16 protein-coding genes are annotated in these 16899 nt (G+C 73.5%); 3 read left to right on the forward strand and 13 right to left on the reverse strand.

Going from position 1 to position 16899, the window contains the following annotated elements; translation table 11 throughout:
* Positions 1-178: 178 nt before the first annotated feature.
* The gene (locus ACFWJO_RS21705) at positions 179-949 is read left to right on the forward strand and encodes a hypothetical protein (RefSeq protein WP_386867429.1); all 771 of its coding nucleotides are present in this window, start codon (positions 179-181) and stop codon (positions 947-949) included.
* On the opposite strand, the gene ACFWJO_RS21710 is transcribed toward ACFWJO_RS21705, so the two are convergent.
* On the reverse strand, positions 892-1494 hold the full coding sequence (locus tag ACFWJO_RS21710) for a GbsR/MarR family transcriptional regulator (protein ID WP_386867603.1): 603 nt from the start codon (positions 1492-1494) through the stop codon (positions 892-894). The genes ACFWJO_RS21705 and ACFWJO_RS21710 overlap by 58 nt on opposite strands.
* A gap of 72 nt (positions 1495-1566) precedes the next feature.
* Here ACFWJO_RS21710 and ACFWJO_RS21715 point away from each other — a divergent pair, with 72 nt between their 5' ends.
* Both ACFWJO_RS21715 and ACFWJO_RS21720 read left to right on the forward strand, forming a co-directional pair.
* Positions 1567-2547, forward strand: a complete 981-nt coding sequence (locus ACFWJO_RS21715; RefSeq protein ID WP_386867430.1) for an ATP-binding cassette domain-containing protein — start codon at positions 1567-1569, stop codon at positions 2545-2547.
* Positions 2544-4118 (forward strand): ABC transporter permease, encoded by a 1575-nt coding sequence (locus tag ACFWJO_RS21720; protein ID WP_386867431.1) that lies wholly within the window; start codon positions 2544-2546, stop codon positions 4116-4118. Before ACFWJO_RS21715 ends, ACFWJO_RS21720 begins: the two co-directional genes overlap by 4 nt.
* 114 nt (positions 4119-4232) lie before the next feature.
* Here the strand turns inward: ACFWJO_RS21720 and ACFWJO_RS21725 are convergent, their stop codons facing one another.
* The 12 genes from ACFWJO_RS21725 to ACFWJO_RS21780 all read right to left on the reverse strand — a co-directional run bounded on the left by ACFWJO_RS21725 (position 4233) and on the right by ACFWJO_RS21780 (position 16787).
* Positions 4233-5447, reverse strand: a complete 1215-nt coding sequence (locus ACFWJO_RS21725; RefSeq protein WP_386867433.1) for a cytochrome P450 — start codon at positions 5445-5447, stop codon at positions 4233-4235.
* A gap of 102 nt (positions 5448-5549) precedes the next feature.
* Positions 5550-6215: a response regulator gene (locus tag ACFWJO_RS21730; protein WP_384422310.1), complete on the reverse strand. Its 666-nt coding sequence runs from the start codon at positions 6213-6215 to the stop codon at positions 5550-5552.
* Positions 6212-7588, reverse strand: a complete 1377-nt coding sequence (locus tag ACFWJO_RS21735) for a sensor histidine kinase (RefSeq protein WP_386867435.1) — start codon at positions 7586-7588, stop codon at positions 6212-6214. Before ACFWJO_RS21735 ends, ACFWJO_RS21730 begins: the two co-directional genes overlap by 4 nt.
* A gap of 153 nt (positions 7589-7741) precedes the next feature.
* A complete protein-coding gene (locus tag ACFWJO_RS21740) occupies positions 7742-8611 on the reverse strand; it encodes an alpha/beta hydrolase (RefSeq protein ID WP_386867437.1) in 870 nt (289 codons plus the stop codon).
* Positions 8612-8720: 109 nt separating this feature from the next.
* Positions 8721-9929, reverse strand: coding sequence for a kynureninase (kynU, locus tag ACFWJO_RS21745; protein WP_386867439.1), 1209 nt, complete (start codon positions 9927-9929; stop codon positions 8721-8723).
* A complete protein-coding gene (locus ACFWJO_RS21750) occupies positions 9922-10782 on the reverse strand; it encodes a tryptophan 2,3-dioxygenase family protein (RefSeq protein WP_384422318.1) in 861 nt (286 codons plus the stop codon). Before ACFWJO_RS21750 ends, kynU begins: the two co-directional genes overlap by 8 nt.
* A gap of 108 nt (positions 10783-10890) precedes the next feature.
* Positions 10891-11751, reverse strand: coding sequence for a DUF3152 domain-containing protein (locus ACFWJO_RS21755; RefSeq protein WP_386867442.1), 861 nt, complete (start codon positions 11749-11751; stop codon positions 10891-10893).
* Between the two features lie 220 nt (positions 11752-11971).
* Positions 11972-12385: a DUF3151 domain-containing protein gene (locus tag ACFWJO_RS21760; protein WP_384422322.1), complete on the reverse strand. Its 414-nt coding sequence runs from the start codon at positions 12383-12385 to the stop codon at positions 11972-11974.
* A gap of 82 nt (positions 12386-12467) precedes the next feature.
* On the reverse strand, positions 12468-14015 hold the full coding sequence (locus tag ACFWJO_RS21765) for an MFS transporter (protein ID WP_386867444.1): 1548 nt from the start codon (positions 14013-14015) through the stop codon (positions 12468-12470).
* A gap of 147 nt (positions 14016-14162) precedes the next feature.
* A complete protein-coding gene (gene fbaA / locus ACFWJO_RS21770; protein WP_386867445.1) occupies positions 14163-15185 on the reverse strand; it encodes a class II fructose-bisphosphate aldolase in 1023 nt (340 codons plus the stop codon).
* 245 nt (positions 15186-15430) lie between these two features.
* Positions 15431-15970, reverse strand: a complete 540-nt coding sequence (pyrE, locus tag ACFWJO_RS21775; RefSeq protein ID WP_386867447.1) for an orotate phosphoribosyltransferase — start codon at positions 15968-15970, stop codon at positions 15431-15433.
* A 25-nt stretch (positions 15971-15995) separates the two neighbouring features.
* The gene (locus ACFWJO_RS21780; RefSeq protein ID WP_386867449.1) at positions 15996-16787 is read right to left on the reverse strand and encodes an aldose 1-epimerase; all 792 of its coding nucleotides are present in this window, start codon (positions 16785-16787) and stop codon (positions 15996-15998) included.
* Positions 16788-16899 lie beyond the last annotated feature (112 nt).

Consider the following 16899-nt stretch of genomic DNA (forward strand, 5'->3'; position numbering starts at 1 on the left):
GTTTGGAGGGGGGGGGGGGTGGGCCAACCACACCGGGAACGGGGCGGTGGGCGGGGGGGGGGGAGGGGGGGGGATAGATGGGACGGGGCCTGTGCGGGCGGAGGGCGCCGTCGCCCGGCCGGCGGCCCCGCGGGCCCCGCGCCGGCGGGTGGGGCCGTGGCGCGGGCCGGAGGCCCCCGTGGTGACGGGCGCGCCCGCTCCCCGGGTCGGCCCCGCCGACGGCGCGGCCCGTCTCCCGCTGACGTACGCGACGCTCACCGCCGCCGCCCGGCGCCAGGCCGTGCCGCTCTCCGGGCGCCGTCGACCCGAGGCCGACGTACGTGCCGTGCCGTGGTGGCGGGTGCGTTCGCTGCGCCGGGTGGCGGGCCTGCCGTTGACGGCCGGCGGCCTGATCGTCCTCGCGACCGGCTGTGCGGCGCTGCTCCGGCCGGAGGGCTCGGACGTCCAGGGGTACGCGGTCCTCGCGCTCGGCGCCGGCCTCTTCCCTTACGCCGCCTACCGCTTCCTCACCTCCGGCCGCACCGCCGCCCGGCGTCTCGCCGAGGCCGCGCGGGCCGCGGAGGCCGTGCCCCGGAGGTACGCGCTGCTGTACGACCCGTACGGCGGCGGGCCCGTCCTGCTGGTCTTCCCGGCCGGGGACCGGACGGACGACCTGCCGGAGGGGGTGATCCGGCTCTTCGCGCAGGGCACCCGCACGCGGCCCGGGCGGGGGCTGCCGTCGGCCCCGAGCGGCCCCGTGGAGCTGCGCGGCCGGCGGGAGGGCACGGCCGGGGGCGACCCGGTCGTCGTGCCCTGGATCGAGGGACGTCCGGTGTGGCCCGCCGGGCCGTACGAGGAGCTGCGGCCGGGCGGTCCGGCCGCACGCGAGTACCTGGAGCGGCTCGCGCCGCCTCAGGCGGCTCCGGGGGTGCCGGAGGTGCCGGAGGCCCCGGGGGTCTCCGCTTCCTGAGCCGACTTGTGGGCGCGCCAGCGGTCCATGATCCCGGCCATCTCGCCGTGCAGGAAGGCGAAGAACTCGGCCGTCTCGGCGGTGCGGCGGCCCGCCGGGGTGTCCGGGCCGAGCGTGTCCGTGCCCTCGCGGAGGATCTTCTCCCAGCGGCTGAGGACCTGGTCGCGGCGGGTGAAGGTCTCGTACCAGAGCTCGTTGTGGAGCACGTAACGGTCCCGGCGCGTGCCGGGGTCGCGCTCGCGGCTGACCATGTCGACCTGGCCGAGGTAGCGGATGGCACCGGAGACGGCGGCCGGGCTGATCTGCAGCTGCTCGGCCAGCTCCGCCGAGGTCATGGAGGCGGTCTCGGAGGACAGCAGGGCCGCGAAGACCCGGCTGGCCATGCGCTGCATGCCCGCGGCGGTCAGCTCGCCGGCGAAGCGTTCCACGAAGCGGGCGACGGCCTCCTCGTTCCCGGCACCGCCACCAGCGCCCTCGCCGGCGCCGACGCTGGAGCCGGCTCCGACGCCCTCGTCCTTGCCGCCGACCTCGTCGTTCCTCGTCATCTCACTCACCCCTCCGACTTTATACGCTTCCTTAACTTCACAAGTTTGTGAAAGTAGCGTACGTTCTGAAGCATGACGAAGGCCATCACGGTCGCCGGGCTCCACAAGGCGTTCGGACGCACCCATGCACTGGACGGACTCGACCTCACCGTCGAGGCCGGCGAGGTCCACGGCTTCCTCGGGCCCAACGGGGCCGGGAAGTCCACCACCATCCGGGTCCTCCTCGGACTCCTCCGCGCCGACTCCGGCGCCGTCCAGGCGCTCGGCATGGACCCCTGGTCCGACGCCGTCGAGCTGCACCGGCGGATCGCGTACGTCCCCGGTGACGTCACCCTCTGGCGCAACCTCTCCGGCGGCGAGGTCATCGACCTGTTCGGACGGCTGCGCGGAGGGCTCGACAAGGCCCGGCGGGCCGAGCTGATCGAGCGCTTCGAGCTCGACCCGACCAAGAAGGGCCGGACCTACTCCAAGGGCAACCGGCAGAAGGTGGCCCTCGTCGCCGCCTTCGCCTCCGACGTCGACCTGCTCGTCCTCGACGAGCCGACCAGCGGTCTCGACCCGCTGATGGAGGAGGTCTTCCAGGACTGCGTCGCCGAGGCCCGCGACCGGGGCCGTACGGTCCTGCTCTCCAGCCACATCCTCAGCGAGGTCGAGACCCTCTGCGACCGGGTCAGCATCATCCGCAAGGGGCGGACCGTGGAGTCCGGCTCGCTCGCCGAACTGCGGCACCTCACCCGTACGAGCGTCTCCGCCGAACTCGCGGGCGCGCCCGACGGACTCGCCCACCTGCCCGGCGTCCACGACCTGGACGTCCAGGGCCACCGGGTCCGGCTCCAGGTCGACACCGACAAGCTCGACGCCGTGCTCCGCTCGCTCACCGCGTCCGGGGTGCGGAGCCTCACCTCCACCCCGCCCACCCTGGAGGAGCTGTTCCTCCGCCACTACGCCGACGACACGCGCGGCGACACCCACGAAGACGCACACGAAGACGCTCACGCAGACACCCACCACGACGCACACGAAGACGCACACGAAGAGGCGAACGCCCGATGAGCAGCGTCAGTCTGACCGGCACCGGGTCCCTCACCCGGCTCGCCCTGCGCCGCGACCGGCTGATGCTGCCGGTATGGGCGCTGGTCACCGGCGGCATGGTCGCCAGTGGCGCCGGTTCCCTGGAAGGCCTGTACGGGACGGCGGCGCAGCGCGCCGAGCTCGCCGCCTCCATGAACGCCAACAGCTCGATGCGCTCGCTCTACGGGCCGGTCTTCGACGACTCCCTCGGCGGCCTGGTGGCCTGGCGGTTCGGCACCTTCGCCGCCGTGCTCGCCGCCGTGATGAGCATGCTCGTCGTGGTCCGGCACACCCGCGAGGAGGAGGAGACGGGCCGTCAGGAGATGCTGTCGGCCGCCGCGGTGGGCCGCCGGGCGCCGCTGACGGCGGCGCTGCTGGCCGCGCTGACCGCCAACACCGCCGTCGCCCTCGTCGTCACCGCCGGGCTCGCCCGGCAGGACGCGGCCGGGGCGCTCGCGCTCGGCCTCGCCATCGGCGGCACCGGCATGCTCTTCGCGAGCATGGCCGCGATCGTCGCCCAGCTCACCGAGAGCGCCCGGCTCGCCAAGGGACTGACGGCGGGTCTGCTCGGCCTCGCCTTCGTGCTCCGCGCCGCCGGCGACGCCGGGACCGCCGACGGCAGCAGCGTCCTCACCTGGCTCTCGCCCGTCGGCTGGGCCGAGAACGTCCGCGCCTTCGCCGGCGAACGCTGGTGGGTGCTGCTCCTGCTCGCCGCCGCCACCGGGCTCCAGACGGCCGTCGCGTACGTCCTGACCGCCCGCCGTGACGTCGGCATGAGCTTCCTGCCCACCCGGCCCGGGCCCGCCTCCGGCGGTCTCGCGACGGCCGGCGCGCTCGCCTGGCGGCTCCAGCGCGGCACCCTGCTCGGCTGGTCGCTCGGCTTCCTGCTCGGCGGACTGGTCTTCGGCGGGATGGTCGAGGGCGCGGCGGACATCGTCGGCGACAACGAGCAGGCCCGGCAGATCTTCGAGCGGATGGGCGGCCAGAGCGCCCTCACCGACGCCTTCCTCGCCACCATGGTGGGCCTGTTCGGCATGGTCGCGGCGCTGTACGCGGTCGGCTCGGCGCTCCGGCTGCACGGCGAGGAGACCTCGCAGCGCGCCGAGCCGCTGCTCGCCGCGCCCGTCGGGCGGCTGCGCTGGGCGGCCGGGCACCTGGCGGTCGCGTTCGCCGGATCGGCGCTGATCATGCTCCTCAGCGGGGCCGGGCTCGCCCTCTCGTACGGCAGGGAGACCGGCGCGGTCCTGGGCGCCTCGCTCGCCCAGCTGCCGGCGGTCTGGACGCTCGCGGGCCTGGCGGTGCTGCTCTGGGGCGCGTTCCCGAAGATCGCGCCGGCCGCCTGGGGCGTGGCGGGCGTCTGCCTGGCCCTCGGCTGGATCGGCCCGGCGCTCGACCTGCCGCAGGCGGTCCTCGACCTCTCGCCCTTCGGCCACCTGCCGAAGCTGCCCGGGCAGGAGATGGCCTGGGCCCCGGTCCTCGTCCTCACGGCCCTGGCGGCGGCGCTGACGACGGCCGGCCTGGCGGGCCTGCGCCGCCGGGACATGGTGAGCTGAGGCCCGAACCGGCACCTCCATCCCTACCTGGACCCGTACCCGTACCTGTACGGCGTGAAGGCCCTCGCCCCCTCCCGGGCGGGGGCCTTCCCGCGCCCCCGGCGACCTCCGCCCTCACACCTCCACCAGGAGCTCCTTGAAGCCCCGGATCACGTACCCCGGCTTCCACTCCGGCTCGGCGACCGGCCGCAGGCCGGGGGCCTGGCGGAACAACTCACCGAAGACCGCCTGCAGTTCGAGGCGGGCGAGCGGGGCGCCGAGGCAGTAGTGGATGCCGGCGCCGAAGGTGACGTGCGGGTTCTCGGCGCGGTCGAGGTCGAGCCGGTCGGCGGTGGGGCCGAAGCGGGCGGGGTCGCGGTTGGCGGAGCCGAAGAGCAGGGCGACCTCGGCCCCGCGCGGGATGACGACACCGCCGAGCTCGATGTCGTCGAGGACCCAGCGCTCGAACATCTGGAGCGGGGTGTCGAAGCGCAGAAGTTCTTCCACAGCTGTGGACAACTTTCCGGGATCCGCCACGTCCGGCCGCACGCCGTGGGTGAGCAGCGTCCAGCAGCCGTTGACCGTGGTGTTCACGGTCGCCTCGTGGCCCGCGTTCAGCAGCAGGACACAGGTCGAGATCATCTCCTGCTCGGTCAGCTCCGCCACACCGAGCAGTCCCGAGATCAGATCATCGCCCGGATCCCTCCGCCGACGGGCGATCAACTCTCGTAGGTAGTCGGAGAATTCGATCGAGGCGCGGACCGCGCGGCGGGCCGTCTCCTCCGACGGGTTCAGCTCGAACATCCCGCAGATGTCCGCCGACCACGGTCGCAGCCGCCCCCGCTCCTCGTCGTCCTCGGGGACGCCCAGCATCTCGGCGATCACCGCGACGGGCAGCGGCTCCGCGACGGCGGACAGCAGGTCGCCGCCGCCCTCGGCGACCAGGCGCCCCACCAGCTCCGCGGCCAGGCGCCGTACCGTCGGCGCCAGGTTCTCCACCGTCCGCGGCGTGAACGCCTTCGACACGAGGCGCCGGATCCGGGTGTGGTCGGCCCCCTCCAGGTCGAGCAGCCCGTGGTCGTTGAGGGTGTGGAACGGCTCGTGGGCGGCGTCCGGCGCCTCCCGCCCGAACTCCTCGTGGGTGAACCGGTGCGTGTACGTACGGCCCAGGCGCCGGTCCCTCAGCAGCGCCGACACGTCCTCGTAGTGCGGGACCAGCCACTGCCGGGTCGGCCCGTACCAGTGGGCACGGCCGGTGGCGCGGAGCCGCTCGTAGGCGGGATAGGGGTCGGCGACGAAGTCGGCGGACCAGGGATCGAAGGCGGCGGGTACGGCATCGGCAGCGTCCATGACCGGACGCTACCCGCGAACCCGGCCACGACCCGCCGGACACCCGACACCGGTCGCCGCCGGACGCCCGCCGGCCAGCCGACACCCGGTCGCCGCCACCCGCTACCCGCCGACCTGCACCAGCCTCGCCTCGTACGCGAAGACCGCCGCCTGCGTCCGGTCGCGCAGGCCCAGCTTCACCAGGATCCGGCTCACATGGGTCTTGATGGTGGACTCGGCGACGACGAGGTGGTCGGCGATCTCGGCGTTCGACAGGCCCTGCGCGATCAGCACCAGGACCTCCGTCTCGCGCTCGGTCAGCTCGCCGATCTGCGCCGCCGCCGGCTGGCGCGGCGACACCTCCGCCGATCGGGCGAACTCGGTGATCAGCCGCTTGGTGACGGTCGGCGCGAGCAGCGCCTCGCCGGCCGCGACCACCCGGACGCCGTCCGCGAGCTGCCGGGCCGAGGCGTCCTTGAGGAGGAAGCCGGAGGCACCGGCGCGCAGCGCCTGGTACACGTACTCGTCCAGGTCGAAGGTGGTGAGGACGAGCACCTTCGCCTCGGCGTCGGCGGCCACGATCTCGCGGGTCGCGTCGATGCCGTTCATCTCCGGCATGCGGATGTCCATGAGGACCACGTCGGGGCGGAGCGCCGCGACCTGGGCGACCGCCTCGCGGCCGTTGACGGCCTCGCCGACGACCTCGATGTCCGGCATCGCGCCGAGCAGCACCGAGAAGCCCTCGCGGACCATCATCTGGTCGTCGACGATCAGCACCCGGATGGTCATTCGGCGGCCTCCTCACGTGCCACGGGGATGAAGACCGCGACCTCGTAGCCGCCGTCGCCGGCCGCCCCGGCGGTCATCTCGCCGTTCAGCATCGTGACACGCTCCCGCATGCCGGTGATGCCGTGGCCGGCGCCCATCGCACCGCGCGGGCGCAGCCCTCCTTGCGGGGTGCCGGCCGGGTTATGGGCGGGCTTCAGCAGGCCGCGCGCCGGGCCGTTGACGACGCGGATGCCGAGGCCGCCGAGGACGTACGACACCTCGACCTTCGCGGCGGCGCCGGGCGCGTGCCGCAGCACGTTCGACAGGGCCTCCTGCACGATGCGGTACGCGGACAGCTCGACGCCCTGCGGGAGCTCCCGCACCGAGCCGGTCACCGTCTTCTCCACGTCGAGGCCGGCGTCGCGGACGTTGGCGACCAGGCCGTCCAGGTCGGCGAGGGTGGGCTGCGGCGCGTCGGGCGCCTCGTAGTCCTCGGCCCGTACGACCCCGAGGACCCGGCGCAGTTCGGTCAGCGCGGCGACGGCGTTCTCGCGGATGGTGGCGAAGGCCTGCTCCAGCTCCGGCGGCGGGTTCTCCACCCGGTACGGCGCGGCCTCGGCCTGGATCGCGACCACCGACATGTGGTGGGCGACGACGTCGTGCAGCTCGCGGGCGATGGTGGTGCGCTCCTCAAGGAGCGTCCGCTTCGAGCGCTCGACGGCGGTCACGGTCTGCTGGGCGGTGACCTCGCGGGCGGCGTCGCGGCGGACCTGGAGGACGGCGACGACGAGCAGGAAGAGGGCGGAGAAGAAGAGCAGCTCGGCGCCGTTGAAGCCGTAGGAGCCGCCCATGCCGAGGAAGAAGGCGGTGAAGGTCGTGTAGCCGGCGGTGATCGCCCACATCCAGGCGGCGGTGCGGGGCCGGGTGCGCATCGCGACGATCACCAGGACGAAGAGGTGCGCGGCGAAGGAGTTCGGCGCCCAGGGCCAGCCGTCGTACCCGCCGATGTAGGCGATGAACGGGCTGGAGACGAGGGACACCCAGAAGGCGAGGACCGGCCTGACCAGGGTCATCAGGACGGCCGCCGTCGGCACGAGGCAGTAGACGAGGGCGGCCGGGCCGGAGCTGCCGCGGATGAAGTCGAAGCCGAGGAAGAAGGTCATCACGGCGAGGACGCCGACGACGGCGTGCGGCAGCAGGCCGGCGTGCGGGCGTATCCGCCGCGGCAGGAAGCGCAGCGCCGGGCTCCCGGGGGTGAGCCGGGGCAGCGGCCGGTAGTCGAGGGCGTCCTGGCCCAGGTCGGCGCGCAGACCGCCGAGCGCTTCCAGCGTCATGCGGAGCTCGGGGCTACGGCTGCCCGTGTCGGGGGTCTGTGTCGGTTTCACACGGACCACCGTACGGGCGGCCGTCGAGCCGGTCGTCCGGCTCGATGGGGATCCTCGGGGGTCCGCCTTGAGGACTACGACGGCCCCGTCCGGCCTCCTCGGACCACCGGCCGCCGGCCTCCCCGGACCCCCGCCCCCCCCTCCTCGACGGGCCCCCAGGGGCTACCAGGCCAGCTGGGCGATCTCCTCCGCGACCACCGCGCACGCGTCCGCCGCCGGGTCGATCAGCGGGAAGTGGCCGACCTCCTCCAGGAACGTGCAGCCGACCGTCTCGCCCGCCTTGGCGGCGGCCTCGGCGTAGGACTCGGCGACGGAGGACGGGACGACGATGTCGTCGCGTCCCTGGACGACCGTCGTGGCGATGCCGGTGGGCAGCAGCAGCGCCGGATCCGCGTGTGCCGCCCTCGCGGCGAAGTCCGCCTCGCCGCCGAGGAGTTCGGTCACCGCGCCGCCGCACACGCCGAGTTCCACCGCGCGGTCGAAGTGGGCGATCGGGGCGAGCGCCACGACTCCGCGCAGGGCGGGCGGGGCCGGCAGGCGCCAGGGCGATCCCGCGGGCAGGACGTGGCGGGCGGCGGCCCACAGGGCGAGGTGGCCGCCCGCGGAGTGCCCGGTCAGCACGATGCGCCGCGGGTCGGCCTGCGGCAGGTGCGCGGCGGCCAGCTCCGGCACCGCGTCCATCGCGGCGGCGACGTCGTCGAAGGTCTCCGGCCAGCGCCCGGCCACCGGGGCGGTGCCGCCCTGCCGCGGGATGTCGCTGCCGCGCCGGTACTCCACGCTGGCCACGGCGAAGCCGCGCCGGGCCAGGAAGTCCACGAAAGGAGTCAGGTGCCGCCGGTCGTACGGGGCCCGCCAGGCGCCGCCGTGCAGGGCGATGACCAGGGGCGCGTTCGTCCGGCCGTCGCGCGGCGCGTAGAAGTCGACGACCTGGTCGGGGTGCGCGCCGTACGCGGCGGAGGCGTCCGGGTCGACGGCCGGGTGCGAGAAGGCCGACGCTTCCTCGGCGGCGTCGCGCGCGGCGGGGTCCGGCATGCTGCTTCCAACCTCTCCTCAGACGGGGCCGATTGACGAACCCATCGGCCTGACCTGCGGGGACGGTACCAGGAGTACGGGCCCCGCAGATCAGGCGATCAGGTGATGATCAGCCCTGCGCCGGAGGAGTGTCCGCCAGGACGTCCGCGAGGGTCCGCGCCGCCCGCTCCGTGTCGGCGAAGCCCACGTACAGCGGGGTGAAGCCGAAGCGCAGCACGTCCGGACGGCGCAGGTCGCCCACGACGCCGCGCCGGATCAGTTCCGCCATGACGGCCGGCGCCTCGGCGCAGCGCAGCGCGACCTGGCTGCCCCGTTCCGCGTGCGCCTCGGGCGTCACCGACGTGACCCGGCCCTCGGGGGCGTAGGCCCGGACGCACTCCAGGAAGAAGTCCGTGAGGGCGAGGGACTTGGCCCGTACGTCCTCGATGCGGACGCCGTCCCACACGTCGAGCGCGGCCTCCAGGGCCAGCATGGACAGGATGTCGGGCGTGCCGACCCGGCCCCGCGCGGCGCCGTCGGCGGCCCGGTAGCCCGGGGTCATGCCGAACGGGTCGGCGTGCGAGTTCCAGCCGGGCAGCGGCGAGTCGAAGCGGTCCTGGTGGCGCTCGGCGACGTACAGGTACGCGGGCGCGCCGGGGCCGCCGTTGAGGTACTTGTACGTGCAGCCGACGGCCAGGTCCACGCCGTGCGCGTCCAGGCCGACCGGCAGGGCGCCGGCGCTGTGGCACAGGTCCCAGACGGCGAGCGCCCCGGCTTCGTGGAGGGCGGCGGTGATGCCGGGCAGGTCCTGGAGCCGGCCGCTGCGGTAGTCGACGTGGTTGACCAGGGCGAGCGCGGTGCGGTCGGTGACCGCGCCGGGTATCGCGGCCGGGTCGACGGGCACGATCCGGTGGCCGGTGAGGCGCGCCGCGGACTCGGCGATGTACCCGTCCGTGGGAAAGGTCGTCGCGTCGACGAGGATCTCGTCGCGTCCCGCGCCCGCGAGCCGGGTGGCCGCGACGACCGCCTTGAAGACGTTCACGCTGGTCGAGTCGCCGACGACGACCTGGCCCTCGGCGGCGCCGACGAGCGGGGCGATCCGGTCGCCGATCCGCTCGGGCGCGGTCCACCAGCCGGACTCCTCCCAGGACCGGATGCGCAGCTCGCCCCACTGGCGGGTGACGACGTCGGCCATGCGGGCGGGGACGTGGGCGGGCAGCGCGCCGAGCGAGTTCCCGTCGAGGTAGACGGTGCCGTCGAGGGCGAACTTCTCGCGGTGCTTGGCGAGTTCGTCGGCGGTGTCGAGCGCCCGGGCGCGCTCCTCGAAGGTCTCAGACATGGCTGCGCGCCGTCCACAGCTCGGGGAACACGTTCTTCTGCGCCCGCTTCTCCAGCCAGGCCACGCCCGCCGAGCCGCCGGTGCCGGTCTTGGCGCCCATGGCGCGGCGGGTGGCCACCAGGTGGTCGTTGCGCCAGCGCCACACCAGCTCGGCGACGTCGCTCAGCGCCTCGCCGAGGCGGACGAGTTCGGCGTTCTGGTCGGGGTCGGCGTAGATCCCGGCCCAGATCCGCTCGACCTCGGCCGAGGGCTCGTAGCGCAGCGCGAGGTCGCGGCCGAGGACCTCGGCCGGCACGGGCAGGCCGCGCCGGGCGAGCAGCCGCAGCGTCTCGTCGTACAGGCTGGGCTCCTGGAGCGCCTTCTCCAGCTCGGCGTGGACGCGGGGCGCGCCGCGGTGCGGCACGAGCATGGACGCCGACTTCTCGCCGAGCAGGAACTCCATGCGCCGGTACATCGCCGACTGGAAGCCGGAGCCCTCGCCCAGCGCGCCGCGGTAGGCGTTGAACTGGGCGGGAGTGAGCTGGGCCAGCGGACGCCAGGAGTGGTTGAGCGCCTCCAGTTCGCGGACGGAGCGCTTGAGGGCGTCCATGGCGACGGGCAGGTCGTCGCGGCGCAGGGCGTGGCTCGCGGTCTCCCACTCGTGGACGATCACCGTGAACCACAGCTCCATGACCTGGGTGGTGACCAGGAAGACCATCTCGCCGGGGTCGTCCGAGCGGAGGTGCTGGAGGTGGGTGAGGACGTCCGCCTGGACGTAGTCCTCGTACGGCGTGGTGCCCGCGAAGTCGAGGTTCGGTGCGTCGTTGACCGCACCGGCTCCGGAGGCATCGGGAGAACCTGGGAAGGTGGACATTTCTGTCTCCTCGATACGAACTACCGGGTAGCGGTCCGCTCCTTCCGTGTGACGACGGAGCCCCGGTCCCCTCGGGAGGCATGCTTCGGCGCAGGCCACCCACGCGCATCATGACACGATCGGACCTTCGATGTAGATCCCCTCTTCGTCATACGGATGTGCGTTCGAACGGCAGCCGTTCAGGCCCTTGATCTGCTGCATCATGACCGGCGCGAGCCTGCCGGGCCCCGGGCAGCCCATGTGCTGCCGGATGCCGATCTCGTGCCCGACCTCGTGGTTGATGATCAGATGGCGGTACTCGTGGGCGGGGCCCGCGAAGGTCGGCGAGCCGAGCATCCACCGCTTGAGGTTCACGACGACGCCCGTGGTGGTCTCGCAGTTCAGCTCGCCGTGGGTGTTCATGCCGTTGGCGGCGCAGAGCCTGTCGGCGGTGTCCGGGGTGGCGATCCGGATGACGAAGTCGGCGTTCTCGGTGACCAGCTGGAAGCGTCCCCGGCCGTGCGCGGCCCAGCCGCGCGGGTGGGCGAGGATCCGCTGGATCTCCTCGGCGGCCTCGCGGGCGGAGATGTCGACGCCGTCCTCGACCTGGACGCGGTAGCGGCGCAGCTGACCGCCGGTGCCGACGGCGTCGCCGGTGGCGTGGGCGGTGGTGAAGGTGCCCGCGCCGGACTGGGGCACGGTGGTCTTCTTCGGCGTGGGCTTGGGTGTGGGCTTCGGTGTGGGCGTCGGCGTCGGCTTGGGGGTGGGCTTCGCGGTCGGCGTGGGCGTGGCCTTCGCCGTGGCGGGCGGGGCGGTCACGGGCCGCTGCGGCGCGGCGGTGGCGTCCTTCTGCCCCTCGTAGTGCGCGAGCGCTGCCCCGCAGCCCAGCGACACGAGGGCGAGCGCGAGCACCGGCAGGACGAGCCGGCCCCTCCCCCGCTGTTTCCCCCTCCTGCGTCGACGGCTCTGCTGCGCGGCACGCTTGCCCAAGACAGACTTCTCCCCTGCGTGCGTCGGGTGGGGGCGAGGTACGTGGGGGGCCTCTGTGCCGACGGCTCGGTGTGCGGTCCGGGGGATCGTATGCCACCGTCTCGAACGCGCTCGAACACCTGCGGGCAGCTGTTACAGCATGGGTGCATTGGGGTCCGGCCGGGGCGCGGTGCGTCCCGCACGCCTCACGTACGGTCACCGCGCCCCCGGCCGGCGGGCGTCAGCCCAGCGTGTCCGCCGCGGTCGCCGAGGAGTCCCGCAGGAACGTCGTGCAGCGCTCGTGCTCGTCCTTCTCGCCGATCTCGCCGGCCGCCCGGGCCAGCGCGTGCAGCGCGCGCAGGAAGCCGCGGTTCGGCTCGTGCTCCCACGGCACCGGGCCGTGGCCCTTCCAGCCGTTGCGGCGCAGGGCGTCGAGGCCGCGGTGGTAGCCGGTACGGGCGTAGGCGTAGGACTCGATCACCCGGCCGGCCTCGTACGCGTCGTCGGCGAGCTGCGCCCACACGAGCGAGGAGGTCGGGTACTTCGCCGCGACGTCGGCCGGCGCGGCCCCGCTCGCCAGGAGCTCACGCGGCTCCGGGTCGTCGGGCAGATGGGTGGGGGGCGGTCCCCCCAGCAGGTTCTCGTGGATGGCCATGGGGCAAGTCTGCCTCAGGCCCGGGGCCGGTCTTCCGGATCTTGCCCGTGTGATCGCCGAGACGCCGTGTGGGCTGCCGTCCCTAGCCCGGCGGTCCGGTCCCGGCCGCCGGACCGCCGTCCGGTGTGTCACCGGGCCTTCCGTCCCCGTCCCCGTCGCCGTCCCGCCCCGCTCGCCCCGGGTCCAGGGGCGGTGCCGTCACGCCGCAGTGGACCCGGCAGTCGGGGTGGCAGTCCGCACGGGCCGGGGCGCGCAGGGTGGCCCAGGCCAGGATCGCGCCGGCCATCAGAACACCGGCGCAGATCGGCATCGCCCGCCGGAAGGTGACGCCGAACTCCTCCGCCGAGCGGTACGCCTCCGGGCCCATCCCCACCAGCAGCGGCAGCGCCGCGACCGCGATCAGGCCCGCCGCCCGGGCCGCCGCGTTGTTGATGCCGCTGGCCAGGCCCGCCCGGGAGACGTCCACGGAGGCGAGCACGGTCGCGGTGAGCGGGGCCACCAGGGCCGTCATGCCGGTCCCGAGGACGAGCATCGCGGGCAGCACGTCCGTCAGGTACGAGGCGTCCTCGCCGACCCGCAGCATCAGCAGCATCCCCGCCGCGCACAGCAGCGGCCCCACGGTCAGCGGCAGCCTCGGCCCGGTCTTCTCGCCCAGCTCGCCGGACTTCGCCGAGAGCAGCAGCATCAGGACGGTCGTCGGCAGCAGCGCCGTACCGGCGGCGAGCGCCGAGTAGCCGGAGACCACCTGGAGCTGGAGCGCGGCCAGGAAGAAGAAGCCGCTGAACGCCGCGTACACGCACAGCGTCACCAGGTTCACCGCGGTGAACGTCCGGGACGCGAAGACCGACAGCGGCATCATCGCGTCCTGCCCGCGCCGCCGCTCCACCACCACGAACCCCACGCCGACCGCCACGCCCACCACGCCCGGCCACCAGACCGCCGCGATCAGCGCGTACGTGACGAGCCCGAGGGCCGCCGCGCCGAGGACCGCGCCGAGTACGTCGAAGCGGCCGTGCGCGGCCTCGTCCCGGGACTCCGGGACGTGCCGCAGCGCCACGGGCACGCAGATCAGCGCGAGCGGCACGTTCAGCAGGAACACCCACCGCCAGCCGGGCCCGTCCACCAGCCAGCCGCCGACGAACGGGCCGATCGCCGCCCCCACCCCGCCGAAGCCCGACCACAGGCCCACCGCCCGCGCCCGGTCGTCCTCGTGGAAGCTCGACTGGATCAGCGCCAGCGAGCCGGGCGTCAGCAGTGCCCCGCCGACGCCCTGGAGGGCGCGGGCGACGACGAGCACCCCGGCGTTCGGGGCGAGCCCGCACAGCAGCGAGGCGACCGCGAACCACACCACGCCGATCACGAACACCCGGCGCCGCCCGTAGCGGTCGCCGAGCGCCCCGCCCAGCAGGATCAGGCCCGCGAGGGTGAGCATGTACGCGTTGACCGTCCACTGGAGGGCGGCCAGGTCGGCGTCCAGGTCCTCGCCGATGTGCGGCAGGGCCACGTTGACGACGGTGGAGTCGAGCAGCGCCATCCCCGAGCCGAGGACGGTGGTGAGGACCACCCACCGCCCGGTCCCCGAGGCCAGCCGGATGCCCAGGCCCGGTGCCGCGCCCGCCGTGTCGGTCATGCCTGCATGGTCCCGCGAACCGATCGGCTCCGCAGCCGCGCGGCCGCCTTCAAGCTGAGCACGGAGAGCGCGTAGACCATCGCCTCGGCGGACGACGAAGGGCCCGGCACCACTTTCGTGGCGCCGGGCCCGGTCGTACAACAGCGCTTACTTCAGCTTGGTGCCGGCCGAGCGCAGCGCCACGCACGCCTCGGCGACGCGCTTGGCCATGCCGGCCTCGGCGAGCTTGCCCCAGGTGCGCGGGTCGTAGGTGGACTTCTTGCCGACCTCGCCGTCGACCTTCAGGACACCGTCGTAGTTCTTGAACATGTGGTCCGCCACCGGACGCGTGAAGGCGTACTGCGTGTCGGTGTCGAGGTTCATCTTCACCACGCCGTTCTCGATGGCGGTGGCGATCTCCTCGGCGGTCGAGCCGGAGCCGCCGTGGAAGACGAAGTCGAACGGGGAGGCCTTGCCGAACTTCTCGGAGACGCCCGCCTGGAGGTCCTTGAGCAGCTCGGGGCGGAGCACGACGTTGCCCGGCTTGTAGACGCCGTGGACGTTGCCGAACGAGGCGGCCAGCAGGTAGCGGCCCTTCTCGCCCAGGCCCAGGGCCTCGGCCGTGCGGATGGCGTCGTCGACGGAGGTGTACAGCTCGTCGTTGATCTCGTGGCTGACGCCGTCCTCCTCGCCACCGGTCGGGGTGATCTCGACCTCGAGGATGATCTTGGCGGCGGCGGCCTTGGCGAGCAGCTCCTGGCCGATGGCCAGGTTGTCGGCGAGGGTCTCGGCGGAGCCGTCCCACATGTGCGACTGGAACAGCGGGTTGCGACCGGCCTTGACGCGCTCGGCGGAGATGTCGAGCAGCGGACGGACGTAGCCGTCCAGCTTGTCCTTCGGGCAGTGGTCGGTGTGCAGCGCGACCGTGACGTCGTACTTCGCGGCGACGATGTGCGCGAACTCGGCGAGGGCGACCGCGCCCGTGACCATGTCCTTGTTGTGCTGGCCGCCCAGGAACTCGGCGCCACCGGTCGAGATCTGGATGATGCCGTCGCTCTCGGCCTCCGCGAAGCCGCGCAGGGCGGCATGGAGCGTCTGCGACGAGGTGACGTTGATGGCCGGGTAGGCGAACTTGCCTGCCTTCGCCCGGTCGAGCATCTCGTTGTAGACCTCGGGGGTTGCGATGGGCATTCGTCCGCTCCTTGTGATGTGCGGGTGTGTGCGTTGCTGTCCCTGACCTGGGGGGCGACGTCATCGTCGACCCCATCCTTCCAGACTCTTGTGCGGGCTCCCACAGGCCCGGCACGACGAAGGGCGGGGTGTTTCACGTGAAACACCCCGCCCCTCGGGAAAACAGCAGGTCAGGACCGGTTTGAGCCAGGTCCCGGGACCTAGGTCACGACTTCGAGGCGATGATTCCGGTTAGCCCGACGCCGTTACGCCAGACCGAGGTCCGCCAGCTGGTAACCGGTGAGGTAGGTCAGACCGGCCTCGGCGATCGCGTCGGCGGCACCGCGGTCGACGATCGTCGCCACGGCGACGACCTCGCCGCCCGCCTCGCGCACCGCCTCGACGGCGGTCAGCGGCGAACCACCGGTGGTGGAGGTGTCCTCCACCACCAGGCAGCGGCGGCCCTTGACGTCGGTGCCCTCGATGCGGCGCTGCATGCCGTGCGCCTTCTGCGCCTTCCGGACGACGAACGCGTCGAGACGCTCGCCGCGCGCGGCGGAAGCGTGCAGCATCGAGGTCGCGACCGGGTCGGCGCCCAGGGTCAGACCGCCGACGCAGTCGAAGTCCAGGTCCTTGGTCAGGTCGAGCATGACCTGACCGACGAGCGGCGCCGCCTCGCCGTCGAGCGTGATCCGGCGAAGGTCGATGTAGTAGTCGGCCTCACGACCCGAGGAGAGGGTCACCTTGCCGTGCACCACGGCCTTGTCCTTGATCTGCTGGAGCAGCTCAGCGCGTACGTCAGTCATGCTCACGAGCTTAAAGCCCGCAAGGTCACAGGCTGCGCCAGCGCCAGGTCGTCGCGGCCTCCAGGGGGTCGATCGGGGTGACCAGGCGCGGGTGGGTGTTGAGGCCGTTCGGGGGGCCGGTCTGCGGCTCCACGCAGACGGCGTCCGCGGGCTCGTCGTAGATCACGACCCACTGGGCGCGGCTGGTGACGCGCAGCTCCAGCCGGCCCGGCCAGGTGAGGGTGACGTCGACGCCGTCCGGCATGCCGAAGCAGTCGTCCCAGGGCCGGGGCAGGGGGTCGATGCGGCGGCCGGTGGGGAGGTGGTTCTCGCCGCGCTCCTCCTGCCAGGCGGGGTGGAAGTCCAGCTCGACCTCCGGTCCGCCGAGCGTCTTCCGGAACCAGGGGTGCCAGCCCGCCTGCGCCGGGAAGGAGTCCGCGGCCGTCTCGACGCCCAGCTGGAGGGTGAGGGAGTCCTCGGTCAGCTCGAAGGTCTGGGTGACCTTCCCGGCGTACGGCCAGGGGTCGGCGAGCTCGGTGACGAAGGCGGCCGTCGTGCCCGTGACGTCGGCCGTCTTCCACGGGACGTCCCGGACCGTGCCGTGCAGCGCGTGCGGGGCCGAGTGCTCGCCGACGGGGAGCTGATGGACCTCGCCGCCGTTGCGGAAGCGGCCGTTCTCGGTCCGGCCGGCCCACGGCGCCATGACGAAGCAGCCGTGGCGCGCTCCCTGGAGCAGCAGTTCGGTGCCCCCGATACGGAGGCTGTCGATCCGGCAGCCGTGCTCCGGATCGATGGTCAACTCGGCGTCACCGGCCGTCAGTCGCGTCAGAGTGCTCACGCCATGAGCCTAGGGCCTGTCCGGCGGATCAGGGCTTCGAGTCAGGGCTTCGGGTCAGCGCTTCGGGGCGGGGCGGGACGGGCAGCCGCAGGGGGTCCAGGGGCGGCGGGCC

The organism is Streptomyces sp. NPDC127092 (genome assembly GCF_042722475.1).
GTDB lineage: Bacteria > Actinomycetota > Actinomycetes > Streptomycetales > Streptomycetaceae > Streptomyces.